Annotated in this window: 15 protein-coding genes; 8 read left to right on the top strand and 7 right to left on the bottom strand. The window is 51.6% G+C overall.

The features are described from left to right. Window positions 1-56: 56 nt before the first annotated feature. Window positions 57-1127, bottom strand: a complete 1071-nt coding sequence (locus LDO05_RS14300; protein WP_251376044.1) for a glycosyltransferase family 4 protein — start codon at window positions 1125-1127, stop codon at window positions 57-59. 171 nt (window positions 1128-1298) lie between these two features. On the opposite strand from LDO05_RS14300, the gene LDO05_RS14295 reads away from it, so the two are divergent. After that, window positions 1299-2450 (top strand): YhcN/YlaJ family sporulation lipoprotein, encoded by a 1152-nt coding sequence (locus LDO05_RS14295; RefSeq protein ID WP_251376043.1) that lies wholly within the window; start codon window positions 1299-1301, stop codon window positions 2448-2450. A gap of 88 nt (window positions 2451-2538) precedes the next feature. Here the strand turns inward: LDO05_RS14295 and nagA are convergent, their stop codons facing one another. The 3 genes from nagA to LDO05_RS14280 are packed head-to-tail and all read right to left on the bottom strand — an operon-like array spanning window position 2539 to window position 5326. Then, a complete protein-coding gene (nagA, locus tag LDO05_RS14290; RefSeq protein WP_251376042.1) occupies window positions 2539-3729 on the bottom strand; it encodes an N-acetylglucosamine-6-phosphate deacetylase in 1191 nt (396 codons plus the stop codon). Then, on the bottom strand, window positions 3726-4457 hold the full coding sequence (nagB, locus tag LDO05_RS14285; RefSeq protein WP_251376041.1) for a glucosamine-6-phosphate deaminase: 732 nt from the start codon (window positions 4455-4457) through the stop codon (window positions 3726-3728). The genes nagA and nagB overlap by 4 nt, the downstream gene beginning before the upstream one ends. A gap of 17 nt (window positions 4458-4474) precedes the next feature. Then, window positions 4475-5326, bottom strand: a complete 852-nt coding sequence (locus LDO05_RS14280) for a MurR/RpiR family transcriptional regulator (protein WP_251376040.1) — start codon at window positions 5324-5326, stop codon at window positions 4475-4477. A 210-nt stretch (window positions 5327-5536) separates the two neighbouring features. Here LDO05_RS14280 and LDO05_RS14275 point away from each other — a divergent pair, with 210 nt between their 5' ends. The 4 genes from LDO05_RS14275 to LDO05_RS14260 all read left to right on the top strand — a co-directional run bounded on the left by LDO05_RS14275 (window position 5537) and on the right by LDO05_RS14260 (window position 8634). Further along, the gene (locus LDO05_RS14275) at window positions 5537-5977 is read left to right on the top strand and encodes a MarR family winged helix-turn-helix transcriptional regulator (RefSeq protein WP_251376039.1); all 441 of its coding nucleotides are present in this window, start codon (window positions 5537-5539) and stop codon (window positions 5975-5977) included. A 49-nt stretch (window positions 5978-6026) separates the two neighbouring features. Next, on the top strand, window positions 6027-7637 hold the full coding sequence (locus tag LDO05_RS14270; RefSeq protein WP_346657648.1) for an MDR family MFS transporter: 1611 nt from the start codon (window positions 6027-6029) through the stop codon (window positions 7635-7637). Between the two features lie 190 nt (window positions 7638-7827). After that, window positions 7828-8052 (top strand): helix-turn-helix domain-containing protein, encoded by a 225-nt coding sequence (locus tag LDO05_RS14265; protein WP_068620025.1) that lies wholly within the window; start codon window positions 7828-7830, stop codon window positions 8050-8052. Between the two features lie 273 nt (window positions 8053-8325). Continuing rightward, window positions 8326-8634 (top strand): hypothetical protein, encoded by a 309-nt coding sequence (locus LDO05_RS14260; RefSeq protein ID WP_251376038.1) that lies wholly within the window; start codon window positions 8326-8328, stop codon window positions 8632-8634. A gap of 102 nt (window positions 8635-8736) precedes the next feature. Here the strand turns inward: LDO05_RS14260 and LDO05_RS14255 are convergent, their stop codons facing one another. After that, window positions 8737-10092, bottom strand: coding sequence for a dipeptidase (locus LDO05_RS14255; RefSeq protein WP_251378734.1), 1356 nt, complete (start codon window positions 10090-10092; stop codon window positions 8737-8739). 218 nt (window positions 10093-10310) lie between these two features. On the opposite strand from LDO05_RS14255, the gene LDO05_RS14250 reads away from it, so the two are divergent. The 3 genes from LDO05_RS14250 to modB all read left to right on the top strand — a co-directional run bounded on the left by LDO05_RS14250 (window position 10311) and on the right by modB (window position 13375). Beyond that, window positions 10311-11435 (top strand): peptidylprolyl isomerase, encoded by a 1125-nt coding sequence (locus LDO05_RS14250; RefSeq protein WP_251376037.1) that lies wholly within the window; start codon window positions 10311-10313, stop codon window positions 11433-11435. Window positions 11436-11725: 290 nt separating this feature from the next. After that, complete coding sequence (locus LDO05_RS14245) at window positions 11726-12703, top strand: MBL fold metallo-hydrolase (RefSeq protein ID WP_251376036.1); 978 nt, start codon at window positions 11726-11728, stop codon at window positions 12701-12703. Between the two features lie 3 nt (window positions 12704-12706). After that, the gene (gene modB, locus LDO05_RS14240; RefSeq protein WP_251376035.1) at window positions 12707-13375 is read left to right on the top strand and encodes a molybdate ABC transporter permease subunit; all 669 of its coding nucleotides are present in this window, start codon (window positions 12707-12709) and stop codon (window positions 13373-13375) included. 46 nt (window positions 13376-13421) lie between these two features. Here modB and bioB read toward each other — a convergent pair whose 3' ends face one another. Together bioB and LDO05_RS14230 are read right to left on the bottom strand one after the other, a co-directional pair. Then, window positions 13422-14411 carry a biotin synthase BioB gene (bioB, locus tag LDO05_RS14235; RefSeq protein WP_251378733.1) on the bottom strand — a complete coding sequence of 330 codons (990 nt, stop codon included), beginning with the start codon at window positions 14409-14411 and terminating at the stop codon, window positions 13422-13424. 319 nt (window positions 14412-14730) lie between these two features. Further along, window positions 14731-15033 carry a DUF3055 domain-containing protein gene (locus LDO05_RS14230; protein ID WP_251376034.1) on the bottom strand — a complete coding sequence of 101 codons (303 nt, stop codon included), beginning with the start codon at window positions 15031-15033 and terminating at the stop codon, window positions 14731-14733. Window positions 15034-15091: the final 58 nt, after the last annotated feature.

Raw genomic sequence — 15091 nt, 5'->3', positions numbered from 1 at the left:
GTGAACCTGAGGGCAGGACACACTTGGGCGCATTATAAGTTCAGGTCACGATCAGACTAACTCACATCAAGGGAGTTCATCATATGGATGAACGCTTCCGCATATTTAGCGGGGGCAAAAGATTCGGTGATAAGCCGGATGCCCTGTTCGCGTATATACTGCCTTAACGGAAGATTGCGCATTACATCCAGTCCTTCATTGACAGCCTGATCGATATTTCCGAGACTGTAGAATTTACCGGTCTGATTATGCTTAATAAATAACCTTACTCCATCGGAATCCGTACTTACCACCGGGCAGCCGCAGGCAATCGCTTCAGCCACGGCATAACCGAATCCCTCCACCATGGAGGTGGATAGGAGGAACCCTCCTGAAGCGGCGACCCTCGAATACTGGATGGGCATTTGGCTGTGCGGTACATTAGACACGGTTTGCAAGCGGTGGGTCAAATTCCAGTTAGCCACCCATTTCTTGAATCGGTGCTGCTCTTCGGGTGCAGCCAGCGTCTCGTCTGTGAGCATGTGCAGCTCAAGATCAGGTATGAGCTGCGAGAGACGGTGGCCGATAGTCAAATACTCGGTCCAATTCTTGTTCTTCTCCAGCCTTCCTACCCATCCCAGGATAGGACGGGGAGGTGCCCCGACTTCGTGGGGATGAAATACCGAGGTGTCCACCATGTTCAGCATAATGAACTGACGCAGCCAAGGGCATACCTGATTGAACAGTTCAATGAGGTGGGAGGTAGGAGGGAGGAGCACAGCCTGGCAGTAAGACTGCAGGTAGGAAGAGGCATCCTGGACTAACCGGTGGGCCTGCTCCATGGTTCCGAATCCTTGCGCTTCAAATATAATGGGTCCGGGGAAATGAAGCCGCCGAAGCCGCTGGGTCATCAAGTAGTCAGAAGTGACCACAATGGCATCGAACTTCTGGGCCTCCAGGATCTGCGAGATGTCTTCATCATAATTGGTGACGTAGGTTGGAGTATTTGAAATATTTTGAAGCCCCGAACCGGGGCTGGTATAGAGCAGATGTCCTTCAACTCCATATTGACGCAGGGTTTCGCACCGGAGTCTGTTCAAGGTCTCAACTCCCCCGCTCGGTACGTAGAACGCGAACAAGATTTTCATGAGGCTCATCCTTCCGCAGAGGTTCTTGAGTTACTAGAATATGGTATGAAAGCCTATTAATTATGGTGTGGGTATATATAATGGCCATGTTCATTCCCTGCTAAATCTTAACTGAATACCCGCGGGGCGCAGGGCGCATTCTAATCCTTGTTAGTCATTATTTCTACTACAATGATGATGGGGGATGAATTCATGCGTGGAGGTAAGGTTGTTAGCTTGACGTTATCGGCTGCCCTGGTTGCTGGTCTGGTCGGTCTTACAGGATGCGGCAGGAATGGGAATAACAATGATTTTCGTACCCAGAATGCAAAGACAGGGAATCGGTATGATCTGAACTCTGTGCAGAATAACCGGATTACGGGTCTCAAGTACAGCCCGCTATTGAGCAAAAAAGTATCCCAGCTCGGCCAGATCAGATCCGCCCAAGTGCTTGTAACGGACCGTGACGCCTATGTAGCCGTGACCCTTCACGGGCCTCATGGTACCTCAGGCGCAGGCTATAATGCGAAGAGTGTCGCACCACGTGCTGGCAACCGCAATGGATCAGATGGGCTTCGCCACAGCATTGGAAGATCCGGTGTTGCCGGAAGTCTTCTTGATGCAGCCAGAGGGGGAACCTACGGCTCAGCCGGAACAGGCGGTACCCGTACTTATGGAACCTACGGTGCTGACGGCAGAGGAGCCGGAACCAGCCTGGGCACGGACTATTATGGCGGCATGAACGGAGGCATCTCGGGGAACTCGTACTACTCTTACGGGGGAGGGAACGGTCCGAGATCCTCAGCGGGCACAGGCTTCGGCTATGCTCCTGGAATTGGGGGCGGAGGTACCCATACAACCGGAATGAACGGGAACATCATGAACAGCAGAGGTATGGGTACAACTACCGGGAACGGAACGATGAATACGAATCATCCCGGGCAGACTACAGGAAATCAGGGAACCACAGGAACCTACGGGACTTATGGGACGCAAGGCAGCTTTGGCACGAACGGTACCGGCCCGCTGGATCAGATTCCTCAATCGTTAAAGATTGAGATTGAAGGCAAAATCAAGGCCAGCGCGCCGCATATCCAGAATGTGCATATCTCTGGACATCCTGAGTTTGTGTCCCGCGTCAGCGGTTATGCAACCCAGTCTCCGGGAGGAGGGCTGCTTCGCGGCGTAGAGAATGATTTCAGCACGTTGATCCAGCGTATATTCCCTTCACGTACAGGCACCATGACCGGTCCGAGTGGATATACACCGACTCAGCGGAACACAAATGGCATCGGGAATGGTCCTCAGCCGGGAAATGGCTTCTCAGGCGGGACTACACGCTAAGGAAGCTGGGCAGGAATCAGGAGTAAATAAGGACCAGGCGGCCGATATCAAGTAGATATCCGCCGCCTGGTCCTTTGCCATTGTCCTGTTACTTATTTTGCCGTCCTTTGATCCAGACTTTCATTAATTCCAGCTTATGCTGATCTACAAGCAGAAGATCGGCCTGCTTCCCGGTCTCGATAGAACCGGTACGGTTCTCGATCCCAAGTAGCCTGGCAGGATTGCCGCTGGCCATGCGGGAAGCATACTCCACACCGAGCCCCACCTGCTCAACCAGATAACGGAAGCCGCGAATCATGGTCAAGGTACTTCCTGCAAGCGTTCCCGGGCTTTCCTTAAGCGTACATACATGATCCTCTACAATAACCGGAAGGTCGCCAAGCATGTACTCTCCATCGCCAAGACCCGCCGCAGACATCGCGTCCGTGATGAGAATGAAGTTCTCCGCGGTCTTCAGCCGGGCAATAATAGAGATGGCCGCGGGATGAACATGAATGCCGTCGGCTATAATCTCAGTACTGATCTGCGGAGAGCTAAGAATGGCGCCTGCCGCTCCAGGCTTCCGGTGATGGAGCGGAGTCATCGCGTTGAACATGTGCACGGAGTGATGCAGGCCAGCGTCCACGGCAGCCATGACCTCCTCATAGGTTGCATCGGTATGGCCCGCCGCAGCCACGATTCCCTTGCTTCGGAGATAACGGATCAGATCATGTGCCCCTTCGCGCTCAGGGGCCAGTGTAACTTGTCTGATCAGGCCGGGATACTTGGCTTCCCAAGCTTCTATCCAATCTTTATTCGGAGGCACGATATGCTCGGGGTTCTGCGCTCCAGGCCATTTCGGGCTGATGAAGGGCCCTTCCAGATGAACGCCTTCGAGCTGTGCATAGGGCATCTCTTGGGATCTGTAGGCATGGACTTCCTCCAACACCTGATCCAGAACCTCCTTGGGTGTGGTCATCGTTGTAGCCAGCATGGCTGTGGTGCCCTGGGCCGCATGGAACTTCGTAATTATATCCAGCGATTCCTGAGTGGAGTTGGTGAAATCCTCTTTCAATCCTCCATGGACATGGATATCGATGAAGCCTGGCAGAACATAGGCACCCTTGGCATCGATAACCTCAACCGGCGGATCAGCTCCTTCTGGAGCGAATTCAGATGAGGAACCGACATCATGGATGATTCCGTCAATAACCGTGACGGCTCCATCCTTGACTATCCCGTGCGGAGTGACGACTTGACCGTGCAGAATCCGGAAGCTACGGCTGTTCGGATTGCTCATGATAACCGTCCCCCGGCAGCCTGATCAACCAGGATAACAACATTCGGATGAGTCTGAAGCAGGGAGGCCGGACACTGGGTCGTTAACGGTCCTGTAAGGGCACGCTTCAGGATATCGGCCTTGCTTGCCCCTTTGGCCATAAGCAGAATTTGCCGGGATTTCAGTATGGAACCAATGCCCATGGTCATCGCATGGGTGGGAACCTCGTCAACAGAATTGAAGAAACGGGCATTCGCCGCGCGGGTGTCCTTCTTCAGTTCAACCACATGTGTATGTGCCTGGAGCTCATCGGCAGGCTCGTTGAACCCGATATGGCCATTATGTCCAATTCCGAGAAGCTGCAGATCAATCTGCCCGGCCTCATCCAGCATCCTGGTGTATTCAAGAGCCGCCTGTTCCGGATCAGCTGCGGTACCATCAGGAACATGCGTATTTCTCATATCTATATCGATATGGTTGAAGAGCTTCTCATTCATGAAGCGCCGGTAACTTTCAGGGTGATCCGGTGCCAGGCCGATATATTCATCCAGATTAAAGCTTCGGGTCTGCGCGAAGCTGATCAGCCCTTTCTGGAACAGCTCAATCAGTTGACTGTATACGCCTACCGGGGTGCTGCCTGTTGCAAGACCCAGAATCGCGCGGGGATTGGACTGCAGAAGCCCGGCAACCAGACCTGCTCCCACCTCATTGAATTGTTCGTCACTGGATACCTTAACGATGTTCAGCATTGGACCCACTTCCCTTCTTAAGAATTTGTGCGGTATCTGCGTACGTTGTGATAAGAACTCTCAAGCCTCGGGATATAGTCCTCAAATTCCCTGCTCACCATTCCGGTAAAAAGAATATCGATCACGTGCAGCTGTGCGATCCGGGAAGCCATATCCCCCCGCCGCATCCCCTTCTCAAGGGAGGAAGAGAACAACGAGATATCCGCCAGAGAAGCGAGTGTGCTGCTGCCGTACTGGGTAAGGGAGATTGTAAAGGCGCCGCTGTCCTTCGCGCACCGCAGTGCGCTGACTGTCTCCGAGGTCTCTCCGGAATAGGACAAGGCGAGGGCTACATCCCCAGGCCCGAGACTGGAAGCGGATGTAATCTGCATATGGGAATCTGCGAAGGCGGTGCTGTGCTTGCCAATACGAACCAGCTTCTGGTAAAAGTCCTGGGCAATGATGGAAGAGGTGGCGGCGCCATAGAGATCAATACGTCCAGCCCCGCACAGCGCCGTAACCGCCTGCTCAATCTGGCTTATATCCAGCAGCCGGGTCGTACCGGTAATCGAAGCCAGGTGATTGGCTTCAATCGCCTGGGCAATCTTGTCCAGAGAATTACCGGCAATGACGTCCTGGTAGGCATTCTCGGCCGGCTTCCGGGCGAGTTCACTGGCAAGCTTCATTTTGAAATCAGGGAATCCTTTGAAATGAAATGTCTTGCAGAAACGGGTAATCGTAGAAGGACTGATCCCGCACACCTGTGCAAGCTCGGTAATACCGAGATGGACGACAGAGGAGGGAGACTCGAGAATCTTCTCACCGAGACGCCGTTCTTGAGGCGGTAGAGAATCCAGTTGTTGTTCCAATGCATGAAGGATGGGAGACAAGAAAAGCGCCACCTTTGAAAATTATTTTTATAATTATTATCAATAATAAGAAAATCATTTTGATTTGATAATAATACATTTTTTGCTGCTTTTCAAGGACTCCAACCTAAGTATTGACAATTTTTCAGGCAGGTATTATATTTCCATGAGTTAAATAATAAAGTGTTTAAATATTAAATAGGAAAGACATTGATCTGAGGTGATGGACTGTTGGATTACGATGGCTATATCGACAGAATTGAGGCGGCCTGGAAGAATACAATCCGCAAGATGGAATCCGAAATTATGGTTCACCGTGAGCTTGGGCTTACCGGTCCCCAGTTCCATATGCTGGGCCTGATCTCGAAAGAGAAATCCTGCAATATTTCTTATCTGGCTGAGAAGCTGGACGTGAAGCCGAGCGCCATCACGGTCATGATTGACCGTCTGGTACAGAGTAATTATGTGGCAAGGCGCCACGATGAGCAGGACCGCAGAGCCGTGCTTGTGTCAGTAACTGCACAGGGGGAAGAGGTTCTGAAGGAAGCCAGGAAGAAGTCGCGGGAGATCATCAAGTATTATTTCTCACATCTGGATGCGAACGAGCTGGACACACTCGTGAGGGTGTTCGAGAAGTTCGCAGCTATAGAGAAGCCAAGTAAGGAAGAATGAACTCTTAAGCGCGTCAATCTAAGGGGGATAGATTACATTGTCAGAATCAATAACTGAGGACTCTGCACGGGATGCCTCCAAGAGAAAGCTGCTCATTACCGGGCTAATGATCGCGATGCTGTTCGCGGCGTTAGATGGAACGATCGTAGGAACAGCGATGCCAACGATAGTCAAGGATCTGGGCGGTCTCTCTCTGATCACCTGGTTAACCACCGCGTATCTGCTGACTTCGACTACGGTTGTCCCGCTGGCCGGCAAGCTTGCGGATTTGTTTGGCCGCCGGGTCATCTATATCACCGGTCTAATCATATTTATGGTGGGATCCGCGCTTTGCGGGATGTCCCAGAACATGACGGAGCTGATTATCTTCCGGGCTATTCAGGGTCTGGGAGGCGGCGTCATGATGCCGATGGCCATGATTATTATCGGGGATTTATTTACAGGAAAGGAGCGCGCCAAGTGGCAGGGGATCTTCGGAGCTCTGTACGGATTGTCCTCCGTCCTCGGCCCGCAGATCGGGGGCTGGATTGTGGATGCCTGGAACTGGACCTGGGTGTTCTACATTAACCTCCCGGTTGGTGTGCTTGCTGTCATCTTTATTGCGAAGGGACTGCCGAAGCATCTCAACAGGGGACCTGTCAGACTGGATATGGCGGGTACCGTTACCATGGTCATTGGTGTGGTAGCCCTCCTGCTGGCACTGAGCTTTGGAGGGGAGAAGTACGAGTGGGACTCCTGGCAGATTATCGGAATGTTCGCCCTGGCCCTAATCTCGATTACCGCGTTTGTCTTCATTGAGTCCAGAACGGAGGATCCGATACTGCCGGTCTCTCTGTTCAAGAATGGCACCTTCTCCATGCTGAACGGGATCGGCTTCTTCATGGCCATCGGGATGTTCGGGGCCATCATGTTCGTGCCTCTCTTTATGCAGTGGGTCGTGGGAATTAGCGCAACCCAGTCCGGAACGATTATGACCCCCATGATGCTTGCCATGATTCTGACCAGTGTGTTAGGCGGGCGTTTGGTGTACAGCCTCGGAGTTAAGCTCCAGATCATTCTGGGCATGCTCGTGATGGCGGCCGGCTTCTATCTGCTGACTAGGCTGTCCATAGACACCACGCAGCTTACTGCCACAGCTTATATGGTCGTGATTGGTCTGGGAATGGGCCTGGTCATGCCGATACTAACGCTTGCCCTTCAAGAGAGCTTCCCCAAATCACAGCTTGGGGTAGTGACTTCATCATCCCAGTTCTTCCGCTCCATCGGGGGAACGTTCGGGATGACTTTGCTGGGTGCCATTATGAATAACAAGTCAGGCAGCATGCTGTCGAGTGATCTGAAGCCGCTGCTGGATCGGCTGCCGGAGCGAGCGGGACCGCTGGTCGATAAGTTCAATGACATGATTGAGCACAATCCCCAGCAGATCTACTCTGCCGTACAGACGCCGGAGATGCAGAAGGTCATTCCACCGCAGCTGATGGAGACGGTGGATCCAATCCTCAAGAACGCGCTTGTGGAGTCCCTGCACAGTGTCTTCCTGTATGGCTTGTTCTTTGTACTCGCAGGGGCAGCCCTTGCTCTGGTGATGAGGAACGTCAAGCTCACGGATACCGGCAAAAAGAAACCGGAAGCCGCGGAAGAGAGCACCGCACAGCAATGAAGTAACTTTTGACACCTGACAACCGGACCTAGGTATAAGGGTTCCTGCTGTCCGGTGCCCGTGCTTGCCCGCTGAGTATGCCCATTTTTCCCTATGCACCGCACCTTCTCCTTATGCCATTCATAAGATGTGTTGACTGTATCCCTTGCTTGTTAAACCACAAAACCCGAGCAAGGAGGGGTGACACATTTTGAAGGGCAGCGATCGCAACAGCAAGTTTTTATTAACACATCGTGAGCGGGAAGTTTTCGAACTGCTCGTGCAGGATAAAACGACGCGTGATATTGCCGGGCAGCTGTTTATCAGTGAGAAGACGGTGCGTAACCACATCTCAAATGTCATGCAGAAACTCAACGTCAAAGGTCGTGCACAGGCAGTAGTCGAGCTGATTAAGCTTGGGGAACTAAAGATTTGAGGGTGCTTCACCCGGCATGAAGCATGAGCCTTCTCGATGGATACCGCAGGGGAACCCGAGAAGGCTTTTTGTTGTGTGTACCCCCTCTGAATTGCCGCTAATTGAAGAAATATTTGGGAAAGCATGAATTTACCCCGAAAAAGAGGTATGATACATAGTAGAGCCATTAAAAGTGAGTTTCAAAAGTCAGGACGGCAGCCTTTTCTTTGTGACCCTACATTCAACTGGTTAGTACGAACACCGTAAGTGGTTTGACGAAAAGGGGGAAGATCTGTGAAAGTGAATTTGAATTTCACGAACAAGGGTAAAATCGCAATCGAGAATTTCAACAACGAGGAGCTGCTTGAAATTTTTGCGAGATATATCCGTACACTCATGAAAAAGTATGATATTCAGGTCTCGGTTCCAGCCGAGGATAACCGGAACATTGCTGAGGATGGATACATTACATTAATTGCCGAGAATGTAAAATGCGAGATCAGCACCTTTTTCAATGAGCTGGGAAGAGACATCAAGGTTCCTCTCAAGAAGCGGCTTGGTGCCAAGGTTGACAATGTATTCAAGACAGAAGTATTGGAATAGAAGCTGCTTGGTTCACAGAATGCAAGCGAAGAAGCCATACCGGTGCTCCGCAAGGAGATTCACCGGTATGGCTTTTTGTATGGATATCCTACTGCTGAATTCTTAGATCAGCTTGAAATACTCAACTAAAGTAAGAAGACCTTTATCAAAGTTCTCCAGATTGAAATGCTCATTTGGCGCGTGGAGATTCTCATCCGGAAGTCCAAAGCCCATCATGACCGCTGGGGCAGAGAGCACGCGGGACAAGGTAGCTACGATAGGAATGGAGCCGCCGTCCTTCGTGAAGATCGCGCGTGTCCCGTACACCCGCTCATAAGCGTCCGCGGCCTTCTGCAGCATCGGATGGGAAGGATCAATATTGAACGCGAACGCCTTTTCCATTTGCTTCACGACGACCTTTGCGCCCGGCTGGATATGGGAATGAAGGTGCCGCTCGATCTTATCCAGCATATCCTGCGGATCCTGATCCCCGACCAGCCGGCATGTAATCTTGGCATGAGCTTCTTTCGGAATAACCGTCTTGGAGCCTTCACCCTGGAATCCGCCGTATACCCCGTTCAGTTCAAGGGTCGGACGCGCACCTGTTCGTTCAACGAAGGAATATCCTTCTTCCCCATACAGCGTATCAAGCCCCAGGTCTGTTCGCAGCCCTTCTTCATTAAAGTTCACCTTTGCGAACTCTTCCCGCATCTCACTGGATAGCTCAGGCACCCCTGTATAAAAGCCATCTACAGCGACTCGGCCCTGCTCATCATGAAGGGACGCGAGCAGCGAGACCAAGGCATGCAGAGCATTCGGCACACCGCCGCCGAAGGTGCCGGAATGCAGATCGGTATTCGCGGTATGTACGGACACTTCAAGGGAGCACAATCCACGGAGACCTGTACTGATCGCCGGCGTGCCTTTCTCAATCAGGGAAGTGTCCGAGATCACCACGACATCTGCGGCAAGCTTCTCTTTGTTATCATCCAGGAATATAGGAAGGTTCGGGCTGGAGACTTCTTCTTCACCTTCAATACAGAACTTGATATTGACCGGCAGCTTCGATTCCTGGCTTAACAGGGCTTCAACCGCCTTGATATGCAGGAAGAGCTGGCCTTTGTCATCGGTGGCTCCCCGGGCATACAGCTTGCCATCCCGAATGCTTGGTTCGAATGGCGGGGTCTCCCACAGGTGAAGAGGGTCCACCGGCTGCACATCATAGTGCCCGTAGATGAGAACGGTCGGCTTGCCCGGCGCATGAAGATGATCGGCATAAATAATCGGATGTCCTTTGGTTTGGTGGATCTCTACATGTTCAAGTCCAGCTGTTCTAAGCGCATCGGCGATCCAGGTGGCGGCTGTGGCCACATCCGGTTTGTGTTCGGAGAGTGCGGAGATACTTGGAATGGTAAGGAGCTCTTTGAGCTGGTCCAGGTGCTGCTCCCGCAGGCTCTCGAAGTAAGCTTTATAATCTATAGTCATGCCAATCCTCCTAAAATACGGTATAGTCCTATTTTACTCCTTTTGCCGCACAAACAAAAATGAAGTTCATCTACTAGGTAAAGAAAATCACGGGTTTTCATTAAGAGTTCCTTAAAAATCAAGCTGGTTTTTTTATGATTTGTTAAGGTTAACAGGTGCCAATTCTGGTAAAGTGATACTAAACAAGCGTTAGAGGGGAGTCAATTATTCACATGGAAGACAAAGATCAGAAGAACTTGGGGCAAGGTACAAGCCCCGAGACAACGGAAGAGAACACGGGGGTACAAGTGGAAGCCTCGGCAGCAGCGCCGCAGACAGAAGCTCAGGAGCCTGCTGCTTATTCATCTCCTGACAAGAAGGCGTATGTAACCGAGCAGAGTGCGGGCGGCAACCCGGCGGTAACAGCTGCGAAGAGACAAAGTCTGATCTGGATGGTCGTCTCCTTGATTCTGGCTGTTGCCTTGGTTATTCTTCTGGTGAAGCCATTAACAGAGAAGAGCAAGGCGGATAACGCACCTGTTGCTACGGTTAACGGGGCGGAGATCACTAAGGACAAGCTGTATGACGAGCTGGTGAAAGCAGGCGGAGCACAGACTTTGGACGCAATGATCGATGAAGAGCTGTTGAAGCAGGAAGTGACCAAGGCAAATATCAAGATTACGGATACGGATATTAATAAGCAAATCGGATACCTTGAAGAACAGTATGGTTCGAAGACAGCATTAGACCAGGCGCTTGGGCAGAACAGCATGACCCGGGACGATCTGAAGAAAATGGTGGTTAAGCAGCTTGAACTTAGAAAGCTTCTTGGCTCCAAAATTAAAGTGACGGACGAGGAGGTTAAATCGTTCTTTGACCAGAACAAAGAGTCCTTTAATACACCTGAACAAGTACGGGTGTCGAGCATTACCGTAGCCACGCAAGCAGAAGCAGATGCTATTCTTAAGCAGTTGAAGGGCGGAAGTGACTTTGCTGCGCTTGCCAAGGAGAAATCTACGGATACAGCGACCAAATCTAAAGGTGGAGATTTGGGCTTCTTCGCTAAAGGTCAGCAGGATCCAGCGGTAGTAGAAGCCGCATTCAAGCTTAAGAAGGATGAGCTTAGCGGGGTAGTGAAATCGGAGGCCGGCTTCCAGATCTTGAAGTTGACAGATCGCAAGGAAGCCCATACAGCCACATTGGAAGAACGTAAGGATCAGATTCGTGATGGTCTGGAGTCCCAGCAGGCAGCTCAACTGCAGCCGGAATGGCTTGAAGAGACTAAAGCCAAAGCGAAGATTGTGAACAATCTGAATACCAAAACATCCGGAGCAGCCGGTGCCGGAGCAACTGAATAATCAATAGAACAGAGTACAGCCGGGTTCATAGGAACCCGGCTGTTTTTATATATGGAGCACATACGGTCCATTGTTTTGCTTTGAGTTCAGAAGGGAAAGAAGGTAAAATAAGGAGTAATCACTGATCTTCAGGCTCCTGACAGAAAGCCTGGATGGGATCTATGGGGGACCTCCTAGCAGATTGAAGCTTGACTGAAGCTGGAACCGTCCATGACAGCGATGATAAACATAAATACGAGCCTGTACATTCACCTCGTATGATTCTGTCGGGAAGCTGAGGTTGAAGAGGCATGTCAGAAATCAAACAATGGGAAGATGGCACTATTCAAGTGAAGATCTCAATGGCCCCGCCGCTGCGGTGGGTGAATAGCTATATTCTTCGTGGCAGCAACGGGATTACAATTGTTGATCCGGGACCCAAGACGGAGACAAGCATTGGGGAATGGAAGGAGATATGGAATAATCTTGGCTTTGCTAGGGAGGAGATCACCTCGGTGGTGGTGACCCACCATCATCCCGATCACTATGGCCTCTCGGGTTATATCCAGTCTTACACAGGCGCAAGTGTCTGGATGTCACGGCGCGCGCACGCGGAGACGAGGTTCATGTGGGGAAGAGGCAGTCTGGTTAGTGATGAGCTGCCTGCGTTATACCAGATTCATGGTATGCCGCTGGAGTGGACCCGTCAGCTTCCAGCACACTTGGCCGGCTTCCTGCCCCAGGTGACTCCGGAGCCGCTTGTATCCTATATCGATGAGGGAACACCGTTTGAAATGGGTGACCGCTTATGGCTGCCCATTGAGACAGGCGGACATGCTCCGGGACACATGTCATTCTATCATGCGGAGAGCAGAACGATGCTGTGCGGGGATGCGGTTCTTCCGCAGATATCCCCGAATATCAGCTTCTTGCCCGGAAGTGACCCGCAGCCGCTGCAGTCCTATCTCGATGCCATGCTGAAGCTGGCTGGTTATCCGGTTGATTTCGCCTATCCAGGACATCGGCATCCATTCGATTACTTCAGGGAGCGGCTGGAGGCGCTGCTGCTTCATCACGAGGAGCGTCTGAGCGTAATTGAGGGATTCCTGGCGGAGCGGCCCCGCACATGCTTCGAGGTCTGCACCTCTCTATTTGGAAGCAAGCTGGGCATACATCAGATGCGATTCGCCATGTCCGAAGCATTGGCTCATCTGATTGAGCTGGTCAGACAAGGACGAGCCGGTGAAGAGAACTGCAGGGGGCAAGTGGTCTATTATGTGGTTGGATAAATCATGATGAATTCTCTGGATTTCTGGTCACCGGTCATTCTCTCGCTCAGAGTAGCCCTGCTCGCGGGAACCGCTGCTTTTGTCTGTGCGATATGGGCCGTATGGAGAATGACGATTCGCAAATTCCCGGGCCTTACCGTGATAGAGACACTATTTATGCTTCCATTAGTGCTGCCCCCTACGGTTGTCGGGTTCCTGCTGCTTGTGATTTTTGGACGGCGGAGCTGGGTGGGTCAAGCCTTCGAGACACTCTTCAACATGCCTATTGTCTTCACTTGGGGAGCTGCGGTGATTGCTGCATCCGTAGTTGCTTTTCCTCTTGCTTACCAGACTCTAAAGGCAGGGTTCACCTCCATTGACCGGGATCTGCTTGCGGTAGGGCGCTCCATGGGGGCCTCGGAGTTCCAGCTCCTGTGCTTTGTTATCCTGCCTTTGGCACGCCGCTCGCTATTGACGGCATTCATTCTGGCTTTCACCCGAAGTCTGGGAGAATTCGGCGCAACTCTGATGCTCGCCGGCAATATTCCGGGCAGGACACAGACACTGCCTACGGCCATCTATATCGCGGTGGACACGAATGATCTGAGTTCGGCCTGGCTGTGGGCCGGACTCATGGTGCTCATGTCCTTTGTGCTGCTGCTGTGTGCCCGGATAAGCGCGGAGCGGGAGTGAGTGAAGGAGCTTTGAGAGAATGCGGGGGGAGATGAGTCACAGTTCTCTAGAGCGCGTTTAGTTCAATTTCAAATCCCAAATCCTCAATAATCTGGTGATCCGCTGTAATGTCCTGACCTTCCGTTGTCAAATAGTCGCCAACAAAGAGCGAGTTGGCTGCGTACAAAGCGAGAGGCTGGAGCGAGCGAAGGTTAATCTCACGTCCTCCTGCTACCCGGATCTCTTTGGTCGGACAGATCAACCGGAACAACGCAAGGACTTTAAGCGCCTTAAGCGCAGGCGTGCGTCCGGCGTTCTCCAGCGGTGTTCCGGGAATGGCGTTGAGAAAGTTGATCGGAATGGAGTCCGCGTCCAGCTCACGAAGGGCGTAGGCCATTTCGACAATCTCCTGATCCGTCTCACCCATGCCAATGATGACACCGGAGCAGGGGGACATGCCATAGGACTTCACTGTGTCCACTGTCTGAATCCGCTGTTCATAAGTATGGGTGGTTGTAATGGATGAATAATTGGCCTTGCTCGTATTCAGATTATGGTTGTATCTGTGCACGCCGGCATCCGCGAGACGCCTCGCTTGATCATCCTTCAGGATGCCCAGGCAGGCACAGATCTTGAGCGGCATAGTGTCACGAATCTCTCTAACGGCATCCACCACCTGCTCCAGCTCTTTCTCGGTTGGTCCACGGCCGGCAGCCACAATGCAGTACGTTCCAGCTTTGCGCTGCAGCGCTTCCCGCGCTCCTGCCAGCAGTGTCTCCTTATCCAGAAGGGTGTACTTCTGCACAGGAGCCGTGGAGACGATTGATTGCGAACAATAGCCGCAGTCCTCCGGACAGAGTCCGCTTTTCGCGTTGATAATCATATTAAGCTTGACTCTCTTGCCATAATAATGGCGTCTCACCTTGAACGCTGCATGCATAACCGGCAGCACCTCTTCATCCTCGGCTTGAAGCACCGACAGTCCTTCCTCTATCGTAATTTGCTCTCCATTTAGAGCCTTCTCGGCCAGCGCCATCCACTTTACATGATCGACCATTAATGTATTCATGTCTCAAGTCTCCTCACTATGTATATTGTTAACCTATTTCGTTATATATGGTTGACAATTGATGTAGACATTCTAGCAAACCTGAATTTACCTGTAAAGGGTGCCTAGGGTACAAGCTTAGTTGACTTACATATGTTTAGAGAGAAGAGAAGAGGGGGAGATGCCAGATGGGGAAGAAGGTTGGTAGCAGGTTTGATCGTTGGAACAAAAATACAATGAGCCGTTAATTTGGCAATACACCATACTCAGTACATCAGAGGGTTAAACACAAAAAGCGGGGATATCCCCGCCTCATCAATCACCCGAATTAATCTGTAAAATGCGGCTCGCCGAGCACCTGATACAGGAATCCGCGTAGTTCCTCGCCTTCTTCCTCGTCCAGACTATAGACATGCTCGAGATAGCCTTCTTGGTCCAGATCGTCCGAGCCCAGGATGGCCGTCTTACCAGCCAGCAGATCGGTAACCAGCTTCTTCCCGTAGAAGCGGTTAGTCGTTGTAATGGCCAGATCGAAGCGTTTCATGGAATGGCCAATGAATGTGATAAATCGGGTAGAGGTCTGCTCCGTAGAGTCAGACAGGAAATCCAGATCATTCTCAGAAAACGTCATATTAGGTACTGCCTCCTCAACTGTATGAAGTCATTCCTATTATATCAGGAAAGGGGAC

This window comes from Paenibacillus sp. YPG26, assembly GCF_023704175.1.
GTDB lineage: Bacteria > Bacillota > Bacilli > Paenibacillales > Paenibacillaceae > Fontibacillus.
The sequence above is the reverse complement of the archived record's forward strand: the minus strand, read 5'-3'. Positions and strand labels throughout refer to the sequence as shown.